Source organism: Streptomyces longhuiensis (assembly GCF_020616555.1).
In the GTDB taxonomy this organism is placed as follows: Bacteria; Actinomycetota; Actinomycetes; order Streptomycetales; family Streptomycetaceae; genus Streptomyces; species Streptomyces longhuiensis.
Genome location: NZ_CP085173.1, coordinates 696,908 through 716,542 on the forward strand (window position 1 = coordinate 696,908; position 19,635 = coordinate 716,542).

11 protein-coding genes, 1 pseudogene and 1 riboswitch are annotated in these 19,635 nt (G+C 70.0%); of the genes and pseudogenes, 10 read left to right on the forward strand and 2 right to left on the reverse strand.

The genetic code is table 11. The features are described from left to right. Positions 1–10: 10 nt before the first annotated feature. From LGI35_RS03410 to LGI35_RS03430, 5 genes are all read left to right on the forward strand, one after another. On the forward strand, positions 11–535 hold the full coding sequence (locus LGI35_RS03410; RefSeq protein ID WP_227292215.1) for an isoprenylcysteine carboxyl methyltransferase family protein: 525 nt from the start codon (positions 11–13) through the stop codon (positions 533–535). Beyond that, positions 532–1,545, forward strand: a complete 1,014-nt coding sequence (locus LGI35_RS03415) for an NAD(P)/FAD-dependent oxidoreductase (RefSeq protein ID WP_227292217.1) — start codon at positions 532–534, stop codon at positions 1,543–1,545. Before LGI35_RS03410 ends, LGI35_RS03415 begins: the two co-directional genes overlap by 4 nt. 477 nt (positions 1,546–2,022) lie before the next feature. Further along, on the forward strand, positions 2,023–2,760 hold the full coding sequence (locus tag LGI35_RS03420) for a flavodoxin family protein (protein WP_227292218.1): 738 nt from the start codon (positions 2,023–2,025) through the stop codon (positions 2,758–2,760). Between the two features lie 1,136 nt (positions 2,761–3,896). Then, a riboswitch (cyclic di-AMP (ydaO/yuaA leader) is annotated at positions 3,897–4,061 on the forward strand. 2 nt (positions 4,062–4,063) lie between these two features. Beyond that, entirely contained in the window at positions 4,064–4,804 is a 741-nt protein-coding gene (locus LGI35_RS03425) for a transglycosylase SLT domain-containing protein (RefSeq protein WP_227292220.1), read from the forward strand. A gap of 237 nt (positions 4,805–5,041) precedes the next feature. Beyond that, entirely contained in the window at positions 5,042–6,520 is a 1,479-nt protein-coding gene (locus tag LGI35_RS03430; RefSeq protein WP_227292223.1) for a glycoside hydrolase family 43 protein, read from the forward strand. A gap of 31 nt (positions 6,521–6,551) precedes the next feature. Here the strand turns inward: LGI35_RS03430 and yicI are convergent, their stop codons facing one another. Further along, positions 6,552–8,777: an alpha-xylosidase gene (gene yicI, locus LGI35_RS03435; protein WP_227292227.1), complete on the reverse strand. Its 2,226-nt coding sequence runs from the start codon at positions 8,775–8,777 to the stop codon at positions 6,552–6,554. Continuing rightward, positions 8,774–11,596 (reverse strand): glycoside hydrolase family 3 protein, encoded by a 2,823-nt coding sequence (locus LGI35_RS03440; protein WP_227292229.1) that lies wholly within the window; start codon positions 11,594–11,596, stop codon positions 8,774–8,776. The genes yicI and LGI35_RS03440 overlap by 4 nt, the downstream gene beginning before the upstream one ends. 210 nt (positions 11,597–11,806) lie before the next feature. Here LGI35_RS03440 and LGI35_RS03445 point away from each other — a divergent pair, with 210 nt between their 5' ends. From LGI35_RS03445 to LGI35_RS03465, 5 genes and pseudogenes are all read left to right on the forward strand, one after another. Continuing rightward, on the forward strand, positions 11,807–13,483 hold the full coding sequence (locus LGI35_RS03445) for an extracellular solute-binding protein (RefSeq protein WP_227292231.1): 1,677 nt from the start codon (positions 11,807–11,809) through the stop codon (positions 13,481–13,483). Continuing rightward, positions 13,483–14,520: an ABC transporter permease gene (locus LGI35_RS03450; protein ID WP_227292233.1), complete on the forward strand. Its 1,038-nt coding sequence runs from the start codon at positions 13,483–13,485 to the stop codon at positions 14,518–14,520. The genes LGI35_RS03445 and LGI35_RS03450 overlap by 1 nt, the downstream gene beginning before the upstream one ends. Then, positions 14,517–15,443, forward strand: coding sequence for a carbohydrate ABC transporter permease (locus LGI35_RS03455; protein ID WP_227292235.1), 927 nt, complete (start codon positions 14,517–14,519; stop codon positions 15,441–15,443). The genes LGI35_RS03450 and LGI35_RS03455 overlap by 4 nt, the downstream gene beginning before the upstream one ends. Next, positions 15,440–17,437: a beta-galactosidase gene (locus LGI35_RS03460; protein WP_227292237.1), complete on the forward strand. Its 1,998-nt coding sequence runs from the start codon at positions 15,440–15,442 to the stop codon at positions 17,435–17,437. Before LGI35_RS03455 ends, LGI35_RS03460 begins: the two co-directional genes overlap by 4 nt. Then, positions 17,427–19,632, forward strand: a pseudogene (locus LGI35_RS03465) (glycosyl hydrolase family 95 catalytic domain-containing protein). Before LGI35_RS03460 ends, LGI35_RS03465 begins: the two are co-directional and overlap by 11 nt. Positions 19,633–19,635: the final 3 nt, after the last annotated feature.

Below are 19,635 nucleotides of genomic sequence, written 5' to 3' on the forward strand. Positions count from 1 at the left end.
CAGAGGACACATGATCTGGTACGGACTGCTGGTGGCCGCCGTCGCGGGCGAGCGCGTCGCCGAACTCGTCGTCGCCCGTCGCAACGAACGGTGGAGCGCAGCCCGCGGGGCGACCGCCTCCGGGCAGGGCCACTACCCGGCGATGGTCGCGCTCCACACCGGGCTGCTGGGTGGCTGCCTCTGCGAGGTATGGCTGGCCGACCGTCCGTTTCTGCCGGCACTGGCCTGGCCGATGCTGGTCCTGTTCGCGGCTGCCCAGGCGCTGCGGTGGTGGTGTGTCAGCACGCTCGGGCCCCGCTGGAACACCCGGGTGATCGTCGTACCCGGACTGCCTCTGGTGACAGGAGGCCCGTACCGCTGGCTGCGGCACCCCAACTATGTGGCCGTCGTCGCCGAGGGCGTGGCCCTTCCGCTGATCCACACCGCCTGGGCCACTGCGACCCTGTTCACCCTGCTCAACGCCGCTCTGCTCACGGTCCGCATTCGCTGCGAGAACCGGGCCCTGGCCGCCTCGACCACGCCCGCTGCGGCGTGATCGACGTACTGGTGGCGGGCGGCGGGCCGGCCGGTCTGGCCGCCGCCATCCACGCGGCGCTCGCCGGCCTGGAGACAGTCGTCGTCGAACCCCGCACCGCGCCCGTGGACAAGGCCTGCGGAGAGGGCGTCATGCCGAGCGGTGTCGCCGCACTGCGAGGACTGGGCATCCAGGTCACCGGCCACGAACTGCGCGGCATCCGCTACGTGGACGGCAGGGCACGCGCCGAAGCGTGTTTCCGCGACCGTAGCGGGCTGGGAATCCGCCGTACGACGCTGCACGCCGCGCTTCACCGGCGCGTTCTCGATCTCGGCGTGCGGATGGTGACGGGCAAGGTCGGCGAAGTGCGCCAGAGTGCCGACTCGGTCACCGCGGCGGGCACGACAGCCCGCTGGCTGATCGCCGCCGACGGCCTGCACTCCCCCGTGCGGCGGACGGTGGGACTGGAGATGCCTGGCGTCAAAGACGGCCGCTACGGACTTCGCCGGCACTTCCGCGTCGAGCCATGGACCGACTTCGTGGAGGTCCACTGGTCCCGTGAGGGCGAGGCCTATGTGACACCGGTCGGCGAGGACCTGGTGGGCGTCGCGATCCTCAGCCGCTGCCGCCGCAGCTACGACCAGCACCTCGCCGGCTTTCCCGCCCTCACGGCGTCGCTCCGCGGTGCGGCCGCGACCGACGTACGTGGCGCTGGACCGCTGCGGCAGCGCGCACGGCGCAGAGTCGCCGGCCGTGTCCTGCTCGTCGGCGACGCCGCGGGCTACCTGGATGCCCTCACCGGCGAGGGCATCGCTCTCGGCCTTGCGACCGCTCGGGCGGCCGTCCGTTGCCTGGCCGCCGGACGACCGCTGGAGTACGAGCGCGCCTGGACGCGGCTGACCCGGCGCCATCGGCTGCTGACCGGCGCCCTCCTGGCCGCGGGCCGCCGTCCCGGCACCGCCCGCCTCATCGTCCCGGTGGCATCCCGGATGCCACCGGTGTTCTCCGCGGCGGTTCACGCGTTGGAGTAGGAGAGCATCTGATCGATGTTCCCAGGCGGCTCTGCCCGTTTCATCCGCTTCGATTCGCCAGGTGGGTGTGGATTCTCCGGCGAGTGCGCACCGCCACCCACCTCGCCACCGGGCCTGCGGCGGGGAACCCCTGCGGAAGCGCGGGATCGCCACAGAGCTTGGCAGGAACGCTCTCCGAAATCTGGGGACCAGGGGCCAAGGGCCAGGGGCCAGGGGCCAGGGGCCAGGGGCCATACGAGCGTGGGGCCATGCGAGCGTGCCATTCATCCGGCCATGCTCGAGGACCTCGCCGTGGGCACCCCGCGATCCGAACCAGCAGGCCACGCAGCGTCCACTCGGGATCAGCCGACCGCATGTGCAGACGACCAGGGCCATTCGGAGGCCCTGGTGTGGTGGCTGCCGTCGGCCGGGCTCCGCGCTGGGCAGAGTGGACATGTCACCGGGCAGCAGGTGGCGACAGGACTCTGGGAGGACCGCATGACCGCTTCGTCACCCGCCACCGACGCGCCTCCGGCCCGGTACGACGACCTGCGGGCGATGGTGATCAACTGCACCCTCAAACGCTCGCCGGAGACGAGCAACACCCAGGGCCTGATCGACCGCAGCACCGCGATCATGGAAGCCCAGGGCGTCCACGTCGACGTGATCCGGGCCGTCGACCACGACATCGCCACGGGCGTGTGGCCCGACATGACGGAGCACGGCTGGGAGACCGACGCCTGGCCGGACCTCTACCGGCAGGTCATGGCCGCCGACATCCTCGTGCTGGCCGGCCCGATCTGGCTGGGCGACAACGGCTCCGTGACGAAGCAGGTCATCGAACGTCTCTACGCCTGTTCCAGCCTCCTCAACGACGCAGGACAGTACGCCTACTACGGCCGCGTCGGCGGCTGCCTGATCACCGGCAACGAGGACGGCGTCAAACACTGTGCGATGAACGTCCTCTACAGCCTGCAACACCTGGGATACACCATCCCTCCCCAGGCCGACGCCGGATGGATCGGTGAGGCCGGCCCCGGCCCCTCCTACCTCGACCCGGGCTCCGGCGGCCCCGAGAACGACTTCACCAACCGCAACACCACGTTCATGACCTGGAACCTGCTGCACCTGGCCCGGGCATTGAAGGATCTCGGTGGCATCCCCGCCTACGGCAACCAGCGCACCGCCTGGGACGCCGGCTGCCGCCACGACTACGAGAACCCGGAGCACCGGTAACGCCACCCGTAGGGAAGCGGGCCACCTCGCCCCGGCGTCGGTCAGATGCCGTGCACGCATCGAGCGCCCGCACACCCCGGCACCAGCCGCCCGCCTCCCGCCTCCCGCCTCCCGCCAGCCCACCGCTCATCGGCACCCGAGGAAGCGGCCCGTCCCACGGCCCACCACGACGCGGCGCTTCCTGCCTCAAGACAGGAACGCGCCGCCCCCATAAGCCCGTTCGCGCTCGTGTGCAGAACGCCTTCGCCCGGATGAAGGTCTGATACATCCCGCGCGCCTGACGAATCACCGTCATGTTCCGTGCGCCCGAGTAGCTCCCTCTGTTACTGCGCTTCTTCGCGGCGGGCCTTCGGCTCGCGAGTCGGCAGAGGATTTCAGCAGGCTCCTCCGGATCCGGGCCGAGGACTTCACTGACATACGAGTAGCGATCGGAAACTGACTTCCCATCACACTCAGGCCTCTCCTGAGCTCACGCAAATCCTGCGCCGGCAAGATCTTCGGGTGCAAAGCCGGATCCCTCACCTGCCCACCCCAGGCACCCCGCGCGCCCGGCAGGTCGGGGCAGGAAGTGCACTCCGACGACGGAGCCCGCCGGCCTCACCTCAGTCGATCCTCAGTCGCCCCTCAGCCGAACCGCGCAAGGCCACGTCCAGGCACCACCCCGATCGAGGCCCGCCCATGAAGTGCGGCGGGGGCGACCCTCGGGTCGCACAACCGGGTCGGCACTGGTGCCGATATGTCCCTTTAGGCAGGAAAAGCGGCGTGGCGCTATGTCCATCTTTGCGACTAAAAATGCCTTTTAACATTATTGGCGCCCCATAGGCAGTTAAGCGTGCATCGAGCGTCATTCATGCGAAATATTGCGCTCTGATAGGTGATCGGGCTGCATTCCAACCCGCACCCCCTTCAGTGAACCGTGTCACACGAACGGACGCCGGCCCCGAGCTCTGCTGATGCCCTGCTTCCCTTCTGCGCGAAGAGGATTGGGCTTTTCGATCAAAGAGGGCGGCGGGTTCCGATCGCCGCACACAGGGCTCTCACATTTCGCGATCGCAATTCCGGTCTTGTTCCTTCCGCGCCTTCTCGCCTAATGTCACCGTCAATCCGGATGGAACGCCGAATCCTGCCGCTGTCCGGAATCCCTCCCACCCACACGGATACGCACGGCAGGAGCGGGGGACCCAGGTAAGCCGCCGATCCGGTTTCCGGAACGGCTCGGGGTGAAGTCGCACACATTGTGCGACCGGACATCTCCCGTCCGAACCCGACAGCTCACCTCGCAGGCGACGGAGAGGAATTCGTCATGCCCTCAAAGGGAAAGCACCGCCGCATCAAGTCCATCTCGCTCACCCGAGGGCTCGCCGCCGCGGGCACGGGCGCGGCCGTGCTCGCTCTCCCGGTGCTCGGCGCGACCACCGCCAGCGCGGCGCAGGCCGCCCCGGCCGCGAAGAGCGCCGCGGCCCCCGCGACGTACGTCGTCACCGCGGGCGACACCCTCAGCAAGATCGCCCGAGAGCACTCTCTGAGCGGCGGCTGGAAGAAGCTGTACCAGGACAACCGAGCCACCATCGGTGACAACCCGGGGCTGATCTACCCCGGTGCCAAGCTCACGCTCGGCAAGAAGAGCCCCGCCAAGCCCGCGGACACCAGGGCGTACGCCGAGCGGGCCGACCGCTCCGAGGTCCGGACCACTCTCGCCGCTGCCCCGGCGAAGAAGTCCTACACCAACGACCTCGACGGCTGGATCAAGGAGTCGCTCGACATCATGGCCCAGCACAAGATTCCCGGCACCTACGAGGGCATCCACCGCAACATCATGCGCGAGTCCTCCGGCAACCCGCTGGCCATCAACAACTGGGACTCCAACGCTGTCGCGGGAACCCCGTCCAAGGGACTCCTGCAGGTCATCGACCCCACGTTCATCGCCTACCACGTGCCCGGCACCTCGATGAACAGCTACGACCCGGTCGCCAACATCACCGCCGCATGCAACTACGCGGCCGACAAGTACGGCTCGATCGACAACGTGAACGGCGCGTACTGACAGTCGGTTCGGGCTCCCTCCCGCTCAGCACGGAGGACCCCTCGGTTCACTCCGCCTGAGCGGAAGCCCAGCAATGCCGGTTGAAGCGCATCGATGATGTGTGGCCCTGAAGTCCCGTAAGCACGAAGGGACTTCAGGGCCACTTTTGTGTCCTGTCCAACCCCTTGCGCGCCATCACCCCCGTGCATATCCTCCCGGCGAGTCGAAGCGCTTCGACGCCACGGAGAGAGAGACAGCATGGCAGACCCACACCCGGTCATCCCCGGGTTCCACCCGGACCCCAGCGTCTGCCGCGTCGGCGACGACTACTACCTGGCGTGCTCGAGCTTCGAGTACGTGCCCGGGGTGCCGCTCTTCCACAGCCGCGATCTGGTGCACTGGCGGCAGATCGGCAACGTCCTCGACCGGCCCGGCCAGCTGCGGCTGCCCTGGGACACACCCTCCTCGGCCGGGATCTACGCGCCGACGCTGCGCCACCACGACGGCCGCTTCTGGCTGATCACCACCAATGTGAGCGAGGGCGGCGGCAACCTGCTCGTCTCCGCCACCGACCCGGCGGGCCCCTGGTCGGACCCGGTCCCCCTGCCCGGTGTCCCCGGCATCGACCCGGATCTCGCCTGGGACGAGGACGGCGTGTGCTGGGTCACGGTCGCCGGGATCTCCCAGGTCCGTATCGACCCGTACACCGGCGAGACGTTCGGCGAACCGCGCCCTCTGTGGTCCGGCACGCCGGGCGCCAAGGCCCCGGAGGCGCCGCACCTGTACCACGTGGGCGACCATTGGTACCTGCTGATCGCCGAGGGCGGCACCGAGCGCGGGCATGCCGTCTCCGTGGCCCGCGGCCCCGCGCCCACCGGCCCCTTCGAACCGTGCCCGGCCAATCCTGTCCTGACCCACCGCAGCACCGACGAATCCGTCCAGAACACCGGCCACGCCGATCTGGTGCAAGCGCCCGACGGCACGTGGTGGATGGTGTTCCTCGGGGTGCGGCCGCGCGGCGGCACCCCTGGCTGGCACGTGCTCGGCCGCGAGACCTTCCTCGCGCCGGTCACCTGGGAGGACGGCTGGCCGGTCGTCGGACCGCCGGTGACGGCCGGGCCCGCCTCCGTCTCCGCCGAACCCTTCACGGACGACTTCGACGACGCCGATCTGCGGCCCTCCTGGATCTCGCTCCGCCACCGGTCCCCCCGGCACTGCACGACGAAGGAACGGCCGGGCCGGCTGACGCTCCACGCCCTCGGGGGCGGCCCCGACGCCGCCGACGTCACCTTCGTCGGCCACCGGCAGCAGCACCTGTCCTGCCGCGTCCGCGCCCACCTCGACCCGGCGGACGGCACCGGCGGCCTTGCGGTCCGGCTCGACGAACGGCATCACTACGAGATCGAGGCCGACGCCGCCGAGGTACGGGTGATCGCCCGCGTCGGACCGCTGCGCACCGTGGTGGCCTCCACGCCCCGGGCGACGGCCGGCGGGCCGCTCGTGATCGGCGTCGACGTGACCCCCACCCACACCCCACTCGACGCACGCACCGGCCCCGACACGCTCGCCTTCGGCGTCGAGGATCCGCACGGCACCTTCACCGCACTCGCGACCCTCGACGGCCGCTATCTGTCGACCGAGGTGGCCGGCGGGTTCACCGGTCGCGTCATCGGCCTGTACGCCGCGACCGGCACCGCCCACTTCGACTGGTTTCGCTACGAGCCGCTCGCCATCTGAACCCGACCGCTGACCCAGACCACCGATCGCCCTACAACTCCCTTATCTCGTAGGGAAGTTCTGTTCCCGCCACCCCCACGGTGACCGCCCCGTCGGCGGCGTCCCGGCGCACCCGGTACTCGGCGGCGGGGCTCCCGTCGTGGTCCGGCACCGTCACGGTCACGTCTCGCGCGCCCGGCGCGACGAGCAGGGTGACGCCGTCGGTCCAGTCGCCGTCGGGACGCAGGTCGTCCGCGCCGAGCGGGACGACCGCGCCGGGACGGACGAACAGCGGCAGGCTGTCGAAGCCGTGGGTCTCGCGCAGCCAGCGCCCGCCCTCGACCCGCTCCCCCGTCAGCAGCCGCGTCCACGTGCCCTCGGGCAGATAGAACTCGACATCGCCGTCCGCCGAGAACACCGGCGCGACCAGCAGGTCGGAGCCGAGCATGTACTGGCGGTCCAGGACCCGGCACGTGGGGTCGTCCGGGAAGTCGAGGAGCATCGGGCGCATCACGGGGACGCCGGTGCGGTGCGCCTCGACCGCCGCCCCGTACAGGTACGGCATGAGGCGGTGCTTGAGGCGCGTGAACTGTCGTGCCACGTCCACCGCTTCCTCGCCGAATGCCCACGGCACGCGGTACGAGACGTTGCCGTGCAGGCGGCTGTGCGAGGAGAGCAGGCCGAAGGCGAGCCAGCGCTTGAAGACGGCCGGGTCGGGGGTGCCCTCGAAGCCGCCGATGTCGTGCGACCAGAAGCCGAAGCCCGACAGGGACAGGGAGAGGCCGCCGCGCAGCGACTCCGCCATCGCCGTGAACGAGGCGAAGCAGTCACCGCCCCAGTGCACCGGGAACTGCTGGCCGCCGGCCGTCGCCGAGCGGGCGAAGACGACCGCCTCTCCGCTGCCGCGCTCCTTCTCCAACAGCTCGAAGACGGTGCGGTTGTAGAGGTGTGCGTAGTAGTTGTGCATGCGCTCGGGGTCGGAGCCGTCGTGCCAGACGACGTCGGTCGGAACGCGCTCTCCGAAGTCCGTCTTGAAGCTGTCGACGCCCATGTCGAGCAGGCCGCGCAGCTTGCCCGCGTACCAGTCGCGCGCGCCGGGGTCGGTGAAGTCGACGAGTGCCATGCCGGGCTGCCACAGGTCCCACTGCCAGACGTCGCCGTTCGGCTTGCGGACCAGGTGGCCCAATGCCAGTCCCTCGTCGAAGAGCGGGGACTTCTGGGCGATGTACGGGTTGATCCACATGCTGATGCGCAGGCCGCGCTCCTTGAGGCGGCTCAGCATGCCGACCGGGTCGGGGAAGACGTCCGGGTCCCAGGTGAAGTCGGACCACTGGTACTCGCGCATCCAGAAGCAGTCGAAGTGGAAGACGGTGAGCGGGATGTCGCGCTCGGCCATGCCGTCGACGAACGACGTGACCGTCTCCTCGTCGTACTCGGTGCAGAACGAGGTGGTGAGCCACAGGCCGAACGACCAGGCCGGCGGGAGGGCGGGGCGGCCGGTGAGGGCGGTGTAGCGGCGCAGCACGTCTTTCGGGGTCGGGCCCGCGACGACGTAGAACTCGATCGACTGGTCCTCGACGCTGAACTGGAGCTGGCCGACGGACTCCGTGCCGATCTCGTAGCCGACCTTCCCGGGGTGGTTGACGAGGACGCCGTAGCCGCGGGATGAGAGGTGGAACGGGACGTTCTTGTATGCCTGTTCGCTGCTGGTGCCGCCGTCGGCCTGCCAGATGTCCACCGTCTGGCCGTTCTTGACGAACGGGGTGAAGCGTTCGCCGAGGCCGTAGATGTGCTCTCCGACGCCGAGCGCGAGCTGGGCGACCATGTGGTGGGCGCCGTCGGGGGTGGTGGCGAAGGCGGTGCCCTTACGTCCAACAGCGGTCATTTGGCGTCCTGTTGAGGAGTCGAGGAACTCCAGTCCCCACTCCCCTGCCGTGTCCAGGCGGACGGTGAGCGGGCCCGTGCTCAGCTCGGTGACCGTGCCCTCGCGGGTCACCTGTGCGCCGGCGCCCCCTTCGGAGGGCAGCAGCTCGAAGTCGGGGCCCCGGTGCCGCTTGCCCGCGTGGTGGGTGAAGCGGACGCCGATGACGCCCTCGGCCGGGGCGAAGCAGTCGATGGTGATCAGAGGCTGGTTGAGGGTGTCGCCGCGGTCGCGGACGTGCCGGACGGCGGCGTACGCGGTGAACCGGTCGTCGGCGGCCAGGATCTGGCGGACCTCGGTGGCGTACGCGGCGTGGACCCCGTCGCGCATCAGCCAGAAACCGTCGGTGAACTTCATGCGGTGGTCCCCCGTGGGATGAAGGTGAGCCGGGCCAGACGGACCTCGCCGCCGAGCCGCACGCGCAGGTCACGTACTCCGCCGGCGGTGAAATCGGCGCCCAGCGTGACGTAGTTGTACGGGCCGCCGGTTGCCGGGACGGTGACCGTTTCGCCGTCCTCGATCTCGACGGTGCCGGCGCCCGCGACCGTCAGGCGCACGGCGCGGACTCCGTCGGTGCCCAGGTCGCAGGCGTTGTAGAGGAGTTCGGCGTCGGGCCCGGTCGCGGTGACGGCGTCGCCGGACGTCTTCGTGCGGTCGACGATCGCCGTGCCGCGCTGTTCGTCGTACGACACGGCGTCCAGGCCGTCGACGAGGACACGCCGGGGCGCGGGCTCGTCGCCGTCGAGGGTCAGGTGCGTGGTGAGGCGGATGTCCTCGCTGGAGGCGCCGACGTGCAGCTCGTACGTGCCCGAGGTGACGCTCCAGCGACCGCGGGCGACGTTCCAGTGGCCGAGGTCGGCGACGGGCACGGAGAACGTGACGCGCTCGGACGCCCCCGGCGCCAGGGCGATGCGACGGTGCGCGAGGAGCTGGCGGCGCGGGCGCGGCACGGGCATGTCGAGCGGGCGGACGTACAGCTGCGGGACTTCGTCTGCCAGGGTGGTGCCTACGTTGGTGACGGTGAAGGTGCACTCCAGCGTGTCGGTGCCGCGGTGTGCGAAGAGGCCGTCGTAGGTGAACGAGGCATAGGACAGGCCGTGTCCGAAGGGGTACAGCGGCGTGCCCTCGAAGTAGAGGTAGGTCTGGCGGGAGCCGATGACGTCGTAGTCGAGCAGGTCGGGCAGGTCGCTGTCGGCGGCGTACCAGGTCTGCGGGAGGCGTCCGGCGGGGCTGACGTCGCCCGCGAGGACCCGGGCGAGGGCGCGGCCCGCGGCCTGTCCCCCATGGGCGGTCCAGAGGAGGGCGGGGAGTTCGGTGTCCGCGTCGGGCACGGCGTAGGGGTAGGCGCCGACCAGGGCCAGGGCGGTGTTCGGGTTGGCGGCGCGGGCCGCTCGCCACAGCCGGTCCTGGTGGGCGGGGAGCGCGAGGGTGGTGCGGTCCTCGGTCTCGCGGCCGTTGATGTGCGGGTCGTTGCCCGCGACGACGATCACCACGTCGGCGTCGGCGGCTGCCCGTGCCACGGCGTCCGCGCCGCGCTCCACGTATTCCACCTCGAAGGCCGTGCCCTGCTCGGCCACCTTCACGCCGTCCGCTGCGACAGCGACGTACCGGCCCGTGCCCGTGTGCCTCAGGAGGTGAGCGTCTTCGTGCCGTTCCAGGGTGTACGTCTCCTGGACGACCCAGCCGCCGGGCTGTTCGGCGGATGCCCGCACGAAGCCGTCCTCGGCGACGGAAAGGTAGCGGCCGTCGGGTGCGCGCAGGGTGAGGACGTCGTTCCCCCAGTCGACGAGGGCGAGTTCGGTGCCCGAATCGGTGGCGGTGGTGAGCGGCGGGAGGTCGGTGCGGCCGGCGAGCAGGGCGGGGTCGAGGGCGCCCTCGGCACCGCGCGCGCTCACGTCGGCGTCACTCTCGGGCACGTACAGCCATCCGGCGTCGCACCGCAGACGCACCCGGTCCACGCCCTCCGTGAAGGTGACGTGCTCGGTGCCGAACCGCTCACGGAGACCGTCGAGGGGGGTGGAGCGGTGAATGAGGGTGCCGCTGTACCAGTCCGTCTTGCACTCGTCGGCGAGCAGGCCGACCAGGGCGATGTGGGCGGTGTCGGGCAGCGGCAGCAGATCGTCGTTCTTGAGCAGCACGACCGCCTGCTCGGCGGCCTCCTGCGCGAGGGCGCGGTGTTCGTCCGTGTCGAAGGCTCCGGCGCCGTCGAAGGGGTCGCGGTCCTCGAACTCGCCCAGGCGTAGCCGCACATCGAGCTGTCTGCGCACGGCGGTGTCGATGTCCGACTCGGAGATCAGGCCCTGGTCGAGGGCGCGGCGGATCCGCCCGGTGATCGTCGAGGAGTCGGTGCCGTGGTCGGTGAAGCTGTCGACGCCCGCGACGAGGGCGGCGGCGGTGGCCTCCTCGTGGGTGTCGAAGTAGTGCTCGGAGTCGACGAGGTTGCTGGGCGCGCCCGCGTCCGAGCAGACGAGGAGTTCTTGGTCGGTCCAGGTCCGCAACTGCTCGCGCAGATAGGGCGATACGTGGTTGGGCCGGCCGTTGACCAGGTTGTAGGCGGGCATGACGCCGGCGACGGCGCCCGCCTCGACGGGGGCGCGGAAGGCCTTGAGGTCGTATTCGTGCAGGACGCGGGGGCGGACGGAGGAGTTCGACGTGTCCCTGAGCGTCTCGTTGTTGTGGGCGAGCCAGTGCTTGAGGACGGGGGCGGTGCGCCAGTACGTGGGGTGGGTGCCGCGCAGGCCGCGCGTGTAGGCGGTGGCGATGACGGCGGTGAGGTGCGGGTCCTCGGAGTAGCCCTCCTCGTTCCGGCCCCACAGCGGGTGGCGGAGGAGGTTGACCGTGGGTGCCCAGACGTTGAGGCCGATCCGGTCGTCGCGCTCGCGCATCGCGCGTACCTCGGCGGAGACGGCGTCGCCGATCCGCCGCACCAGGTCGTCGTTCCAGGTCGCGCCGAGCCCGACGGACTGCGGGAACACGGTGGCCGGGCCCATCCACGCGACGCCGTGCAGTGCCTCCTGCCCGGTGCGGAACGCGGCGAGGCCGACCCGCTCGGCACCCGGTGTGAACTGGTGCAGCAGCGCGATGCGTTCGTCGAGCGTGAGCCGGGACAACAGGTCGTCGACGCGCTTGTCCGTGGGCGGTGCCGCGTCCGGGTGGAGCGGGATTCTTTCGGTCACGTGCGGGTCCCTTGGCGAAAGAGGTCAGTGAATCTTCGAAGCGCTTCGATGCTCCGTAGTCAGGTTGTCAGGTGTCAAGTGGCCGACAGGGAAAGTACGTTCAGGAATTCTGCGCCCCGCTCTTGTGACCGTGGAAGCGCTCCCTTAACCTCGCTGCAACATCGAAGCGCTTCGACAAATACGCGACGCGTTCCCCGAAGGGTTACCGCAATGACGCCGCACTCGCCCTCCGCCTCCGCTCCCAGCCGGAGAAGTTTCCTCGCCTCCACCGCCGTGGCCGCCGCAGCGGTGGCCGGCGGGATGCCGCTGCTCACCGCGTGCGGCGGATCGGAGAACAAGGACCGGGAAGGCACGACCTCCGGGAAGGCCGCCGACAAGTTGCTGCCGACCTTCGTCGCCAGCAAGTTCGCCCAGCCCGACGTGCCGTCGAAGAACGGCTCGGCATCCGGCTACACCGGGAAGGTGGACCTGTCGGCGCTGGTCATCTCGGCGCCGGACAAGCTCGGCACCGGCGCGCCCATCAAGATCATGTCGCCGCTCTGGGGCACGGCCCCGAAGGGCGACTGCGCCTACTACAAGGCGGTCGACAAGGCGGCGGGCACAAAGGTCACCTGGCAGAACCAGGACGGCACCACCTACGGCGAGAAGCTCGGCGCCGTCCTTGCGAGCAGCTCCATACCCGACATGGTGGTGGTGCCGAGCTGGGAGCTGACGGGCAAGATCCCGAACGCGGTCGCGGCGAAGTTCATGGACCTCGGCCCCTACCTGGCGGGCGACAAGGTCAAGAAGTACCCGAACCTCGCCGCGATCCCCTCGGACTCCTGGCGCATGAGCATCTTCGGCGGTGACCTGCGCGGCATCCCGATGCCGAGCGCCAGGGCCACCTTCATCGTGCCCTACTACCGCAAGGACCTCTTCGACAAGAAGGGCTACGACGTCCCCAAGTCACCTGACGAGTTCACCAGTTGGGCCAAGGACGCCACGAGCGCCAAGGCCAAGGTGTACGCCTGCGGCGACATGTCCTGGACCGCCTTCAACATCTTCGGCGTCCGCGCCTCGGGATCGCTCGGCTGGCACATCGGGGACGACGGCAAGCTGACGTACCGCATCGAGCAGCCCGAATACCTGGAAGCGCTGGAGTGGACCCGCAAGCTGTTCTCAGCGGGCGTCGTACACCCCGACGACAAGGCCCGCACGGGCGACGCCGGCCAGCGCTTCACCGCGGGCCAGATCCTCGTCTACAACAACGACATCTCCAACTGGTACGTGAAGAGCGCCGAACAGGCCAAGGCCAACCCGGACTTCGTCTGCGACGCCATCGACATCTTCGGCCCCGACGGCGGCGACCCGACGCTGTATGCCAGCCAGCCCGCCACCATCTGGTCGTTCGTCCGCAAGGGTGCCCCCAAGGCCACCGTCGAGAACGCGCTGGCCGCCGCCAACTTCGCGGCGGCTCCCTACGGTACGAAGGAACGGATGCTCGTCGACTACGGCGTCGAGGGCACCCACTACACGGTCAAGGACGGCCTGCCCGTCAAGACGGACCAGGGCAACCAGGAGGCCATCAACGCCTGGGTGATGCTCGCCGCCCCCGCCCCCTACATGGCCCATCCCGACCTCCCGGGCGTCACCCGCAAGCAGGTGGAGTGGGAGCAGCGGATGGGCGCGTTCACGAAGAAGACCTCCACGTACGGCATGAACATCGTCGAACCGTCCCGCTACGCGAACCTGGGCTCGCCGTTCGAGCAGCTGGAGATCGACTACGTACGCGGCAACAAGAAGCTGTCCGACCTGCAGCAGGCCATCTCCACCTGGAAGTCCGGCGGCGGCGACAAGCTGCGCGACTGGTACAAGAAGCTCATCGAAAAGAACGGCAGCGGCAACTGATGTCTCTCACGGCCGGGAGCAGGCCCGACGGGACACGTCCCGCGGCGGCCGTCGAGGAACCGGCGGCCGCCCTCGCCCCGAAGGCGGTTCCCAGGAAGCACGTGGCCGGCAAGGTCCCCTGGCGCATCCGGCTGCGCCGCGACCGCGCGCTCATCCTGATGACGCTGCCCGCCATCGGACTGCTCCTGCTCTTCAACTACGTACCGCTGCTCGGCAACGTGGTCGCCTTCCAGGACTACGACCCGTACGCCTCCAGCAACGGCATCACCGCTATCTTCCACAGTTCATGGGTCGGCATCGAGCAGTTCTCCCGCATGCTCGACGACCCGGAGTTCTGGACCGCGGTGAAGAACACCATCGTGCTGTTCCTGCTCCAACTGGTGCTGTTCTTCCCGATTCCCATCGCCCTCGCGCTGCTCATCAACAGTGTGATCCGGCCCCGGGTGCGAGCCGTGGCGCAGGCGATCATGTATCTGCCGCACTTCTTCTCGTGGGTCCTCGTCGTCACCGTCTTCCAGCAGATCTTCGGTGGCGCGGGCATCATCGCGCAGACCATGGAGCAGCACGGCTGGGGCGGCTTCGACCTGATGACCAACGCGTCCCTTTTCAAGTTCCTGGTGACCGCGCAGTCCGTGTGGAAGGACGCCGGCTGGGGGATCATCGTGTTCCTCGCGGCGCTCGCCGCCGTCCCCACCGATCTGTACGAGGCCGCCGCCATGGACGGCGCGGGGCGCTGGCGCCGCACGTGGCACGTGACGCTTCCCGCGCTGCGCCCGGTGATCGCGCTTCTCCTGGTCCTGCGGGTGGGCGACGCGCTCTCCGTCGGCTTCGAGCAGTTCCTGCTCCAGCGCGACGCCGTCGGCCGCGGGGCCAGTGAGGTCCTCGACACCTATGTGTGGAACGTCGGTATCCAGTTCGGCGACTTCAGTTACGCGGCCGCGGTCGGGCTGATCAAGGGAATCATCGGCATCTGTCTGGTGCTCGGTGCGAACAAGTTCGCTCATCTGCTCGGTGAGCAGGGGGTGTACAAGAAATGAGCCTCAACACGCAGCTGATCCGCAGCTTGCAGGCGCCGCCTCGCCCCGCGTGGGAAGAGGCGCCGAGCAGGACCGGGCTCACCGTGAAGGGCGGCCTCCTCGTCCTGTGCTGCCTCGGGGTGCTCGCCCCTCTGTGGATCGTGATCGTCACCAGCCTCTCCCCGAAGCCCGTGATCGACCGCGCCGGCGGTCTCGTCGTCGTCCCCGAGGGCATCACCCTCGTCAACTACACCGAGCTCCTCGGCGGCGGGCAGGTGAGCCGGGCCCTCATGGTGTCGTTCGGTGTCACCCTCGTCGGCACCCTGTTCTCGATGACGGTCTCGGTCCTCGCGGCCTACGGTCTGTCGCGGCCGGGGAGTCTCGGGCACCGGGTCATCCTGATGACCCTGATGGCGACCATGTTCTTCGGGGCGGGACTCATCCCGACGTATCTGCTGGTGCAGTCGCTCGGCCTGACGGACACCTATCTGTCGCTGATCCTGCCGAGTGCCGTCAGCGTCTTCAACATCCTGGTGCTGCGCGGGTTCTTCATGGGAATCTCCCCCGAACTCACCGAGGCCGCCCGCATCGACGGAGCCGGCGACCTGCGCATCCTGCTCACTATCATCATGCCGCTGTCGCGGGCCGTGCTCGCCGTGATCTCCCTGTTCTACGCGGTGGGGTACTGGAGCGCCTGGTTCAACGCCTCCATCTACCTCACCGACCAGCAGATGATGCCGCTGCAGAACGTCCTCATCCAGTTGGTCCAGAAACACACGGAGGCACCGACCGGGCTGCAGCAAGCGGTCCGCACGGGTGAACTCTCCGCGCTCGGTCTGCAGATGGCCGTCATGGTCCTCGCCCTCGTCCCGGTCGCCATCGCCTCCCCCTTCGTCCAGCGCCACTTCAAGAAGGGCATGCTCACGGGGGCGGTGAAGGGGTGACCATCGCACACGACGGCCGCCTGCTGTACGGCGGCGACTACAACCCCGAGCAGTGGCCCGAGGAGGTGTGGGCCGACGATGTCCGGCTGATGAAGGAGGCCGGCGTGACGTCGGTCACACTCGGCGTCTTCTCCTGGGCGAAGCTCGAACCGACCCCGGGCGAGAGGGAGTTCGGCTGGCTGGACCGGCTGATGGACCTCATGCACGCACACGACATCGGTGTCGTGCTCGCGACCCCGACCGCGTCACCGCCGCCGTGGCTGGGGCGGCTGCACCCGGAGACGCTGCCGCGCGACGAGAACGGGCAGACCGTCTGGTGGGGCTCACGCCAGCAGTTCGCGCACTCCTCCGGCACCTACCGCCGCTACGCCGCCGCGATCACCGAGGACCTCGCGATCCGCTACGGCCGCCACCCCGCCCTGCGCATGTGGCACATCAACAACGAGTACTGCACGTTCGACCACGGCGACGAGGCGGCACGCGCCTTCCGCGACTGGCTGCGCACCAAGTACGGCACGCTCGACGCACTCAACGAGGCCTGGGGCACAGCCTTTTGGAGCCAGCACGTGCAGACGTGGGCTGACGTGATCCCACCGCGCCGCGCCCAGTACCTGCACAATCCGGCGCAGGTCCTCGACTTCCGCCGCTTCACCTCGGACGCGCTGCTGGAGTGCTACACCGCCGAGCGAGACATCGTCCGACGGCACTCCCCCGCCCACGTCCCGGTCACCACCAACTTCATGCCGTTCTGGATCGGCCAGGACGGGTGGGCGTGGGCGGAGCGGGAGGACGTGGTGTCGGTCGACGTGTACCCGGATCCACGGGACCCGCTGGGCGGTCAGTACAACGCGATGATCGCCGATATGACACGCGGCCAGGCACGCGGACCCTGGATGGTGATGGAGCAGGCGGCGGGGCCGGTCAACTGGCGCGGCGTGAACCACCCCAAGCCGCGCGGCCTCAACCGGCTCTGGTCACTGCAGACCGTGGCGCGCGGTGCCGACGCCGTCTGCTACTTCCAGTGGCGGCAGTCCCGGCAGGGCGCCGAGAAGTTCCACTCGGGAATGCTCGGCCACGCGGGCGAGGAGGGCCGCGGGTTCGCCGAGGTGAAGCAGATCGGCGCGGAACTGGCGGAGCTGGGGTCGCAGGTGCCGGGCACACGCATCACCGCCGATGTCGCCGTGCTGCACGACTGGCACTCCTGGTGGGCCGGCCGCCAGGACGGCAGGCCGTCGGCACACGTCGCGTACGAGGACGTCGTACGGGCCTGGCACCGTGCCCTGTGGGAAGCCCACCTCACCACCGATTTCGCACACCCCGAACACGACCTTTCCGCCTACAAGGTGGTGGTCGTGCCACACCTGTACCTGCTCACGGACGCGGCGATCGAGAATCTCCTGGCGTATGTGCGCGGTGGCGGCACCCTCGTGTCCGGGTTCTTCACCGGGGTCGCCGACGCGGACGACCGGGTGCGGCCCGGCGGCATGGACGCGCGGCTGCGCGCCCTGTTCGGGATCCGTACGGTGCATGAGTGGTGGCCGCTGGATCCCGACGAGACCGTGGACTGCGGAGAGTTCACCGGCACCCTGTGGTCGGAGGAACTGACGGCCGAGCCCGGCACCGAGGTCAGTGCCGTGTACCGCGGCGGCGAGCTCGACGGACTGCCGGCCGCGTTGCGGCGCGGGCGGGCCCGATACCTGTCGACACTTCCCGAACCCCCGGCGCTGCGCTCACTGCTCGCGGACGTGGCGGCCGGGGCGGGCGTACGGCCTCCGCTGTCCGGCCTCCCCGCAGGTGTGGAGGCCGTATGCCGCGGCGAGCTGCTGTTCCTGCTGCACCATGGACGGGACGAGGTGACCGTCGCCTTGCCGGACGACACGACGTACCGGGACCTGCTGACGGGGGCCGGGCACTCCGGTTCGGTGACGCTCGGGCGGTTCGGTGTCGCGGTTCTCGCGCCCGGGACGACGGCGCGGGGCCACAGTGCTGCCTGACCATCCGCACGGCACCTGGGAGCCGGCGCCGGCCACGCGCTGGGAGGACGCCTTCCTCAGCGGCAACGGCACCCACGGCGCTCTCGCGTTCGGCGACCCGCACGACGACCGGGTCATCATCACTCATCACACGCTGGTCCGTCCCGACGGCGGCCCGCCCCCACGGCCACCTGCGCTCGCCACCCACCTCCCCCATGTCCAGGAACAGCTGCTCGCCGGCGACGTCACGGCGGCCGAGCAGTTCACGGACGGCCGGGCGCTGCGCTGGGTACAGGCGTTCCATCCGGCGTTCCAGGTGCGGTTCGTGCGGGACAGCGTGGTGTGGCGCGGCTACCGGCGCGCGGTCGCCTTCGCGACGGGGGTGACCGAGGCGCAGTGCAGCGGGTGGCGCGGGCGGGTGTTCGTGTCGCGGGCCGACGATGTCGTCGTGCAGTACGTCACCGGGCCCGGGCTCGACGGCGAAGTGTCCCTGGACCCCCGCCTCGCCGGTGTACCGGCCGAGCTCGGGGTCGGCCACAGCATCGTCCTGGCGCCCCAGGGAGCCCGGCTGACATTGCGCTGCCGCTACCCGGACAGCGATCTGGCGTACACCGGGGTGACGGTCGCGCTGGTGCACGGCGGAAGTCGTTCGGTGGGCACCGCGGGGCTACGCATCGAGGGCGCGACCGGGCTGCTGCTGCTCACGCGGGTGCGGCGCCATCTCGGGGAACTGGACGCGAGCGCCGAGGCGGCGGCCCTCACCTCACTGGCGGGCCCGGAGCTGGAGGACACCTACGAGACCCTGCTCGCCCGGCACGAGGCCCCGCACCGAGCCGCCTATGAACGCGTCACGTTCACCCTCGACGCGCCACGCTCCGAACGCGGCCTGCCGGGCTCCGCGCTGCTCGAACGGATCGACAGCCCGGCCCTGCTGGAGCGCCTGTTCGCGGCGGGCCGCTACCACCTGCTGAGCGCGTCCGGCGCGCTGCCGCCTCGACTCACCGGACTGTGGACCGGCGAGTGGGACACAGCCTGGTCGGGAGCGTTCACCACGGACGCCAACCTCAATCTCCAAACGGCTTCTGCCGCCGCCTGCGACCTTCCCGAGGTGGCCCAGGCGCAAGGCGCCCTGATTCAGAAGCAGTTGGCCGACTGGCGGGACAACGCGCGGGAGATCTTCGGAGCGCGGGGCATCGTCGCGCCCGCCCACACCGACGGCGAGTCGGGGCACACGTACCACTTCCAGCGAGTGGCCGATGCACCTGTGGACGGCAGGCGCCGACTGGCTGCTCACCCCGCTCGTCGAGCAGGCCGAGACGACCGGGGTGCGGCCCGCGTGGCTGGCCGCCGCGCTCACCGAACTCGCCGTTTTCTACGAGGACTTCCTCACCCGCACAGGACCGGACGGGCGCCTCGTGGTCGTGCCGTCGTACTCTCCGGAGAACCGGCCCGCGAACGCGAGCTGGGGCACGCTCAACGCCACCATGGACATCGCGGCGGCCCGACACGCCCTGCGCACCGCCGCCGCCTGGCACCCGGGGCCGGACAGCGACCGCTGGAACGCGCTCGCGGACCGGCTGCCCGACTACCGGGTCAACTCCGACGGCGCCCTTGCCGAATGGGCCTGGCCCGGCCTCGACGACGTCTACGACCACCGGCACCTCAGCCACCTCTACCCGGTGTGGCCGCACCACGACATCACCCCCTACGACACCCCGGATCTGGCGAAGGCGGCGCACCGCGCGCTCGAACTGCGCGGCGCCGAGAACCACTCTGCACACGGCCATCTGCACCATGCCCTGATCGCGGCCCGACTGCGCGACCCTCACCGGGTGGCCGCAGCGCTGCACCGGGTCCTGACCGGCGACTACTTCCACCACTCGCTGATGAGCTCGCACTACCCGGGCCGCGACGTCTACAACGCCGACGCCGCGCACACCCTGCCGGCCCTGCTCACCGAGGCACTCGTGCAGTCCACGCCCGACCGCCTTGTACTGCTGCCCGCGCTGCCTCCGGCCTGGCGGCACGGCGCCGTGCGCGGCCTGCGCACCCGGTTCGGCGCCCGCGTCGACCTGACGTGGACGGGCGGCAACTGCACGGCCGTCGTGCGCCCGGAGCGTGACGTGCACATCGACCTCAAGACCCCTGCCGGCGGTCAGGGGCTGCTGCGGCTGACCGCCGGCGAGGACCGCGAACTCACCATGAGGACGCGCTAGTTC

Bases quoted from the DNA above. Each gene is read 5' to 3' on its own strand.
- LGI35_RS03425 (WP_227292220.1), top strand. From the start codon at position 4,064: ATGCCCTCAAAGGGAAAGCACCGCCGCATCAAGTCCATCTCGCTCACC.
- LGI35_RS03450 (WP_227292233.1), top strand. From the start codon at position 13,483: ATGTCTCTCACGGCCGGGAGCAGGCCCGACGGGACACGTCCCGCGGCG.
- LGI35_RS03455 (WP_227292235.1), top strand. From the start codon at position 14,517: ATGAGCCTCAACACGCAGCTGATCCGCAGCTTGCAGGCGCCGCCTCGC.
- LGI35_RS03420 (WP_227292218.1), top strand. From the start codon at position 2,023: ATGACCGCTTCGTCACCCGCCACCGACGCGCCTCCGGCCCGGTACGAC.
- LGI35_RS03410 (WP_227292215.1), top strand. From the start codon at position 11: ATGATCTGGTACGGACTGCTGGTGGCCGCCGTCGCGGGCGAGCGCGTC.
- yicI (WP_227292227.1), bottom strand. From the start codon at position 8,777: ATGAAGTTCACCGACGGTTTCTGGCTGATGCGCGACGGGGTCCACGCC.
- LGI35_RS03430 (WP_227292223.1), top strand. From the start codon at position 5,042: ATGGCAGACCCACACCCGGTCATCCCCGGGTTCCACCCGGACCCCAGC.
- LGI35_RS03445 (WP_227292231.1), top strand. From the start codon at position 11,807: ATGACGCCGCACTCGCCCTCCGCCTCCGCTCCCAGCCGGAGAAGTTTC.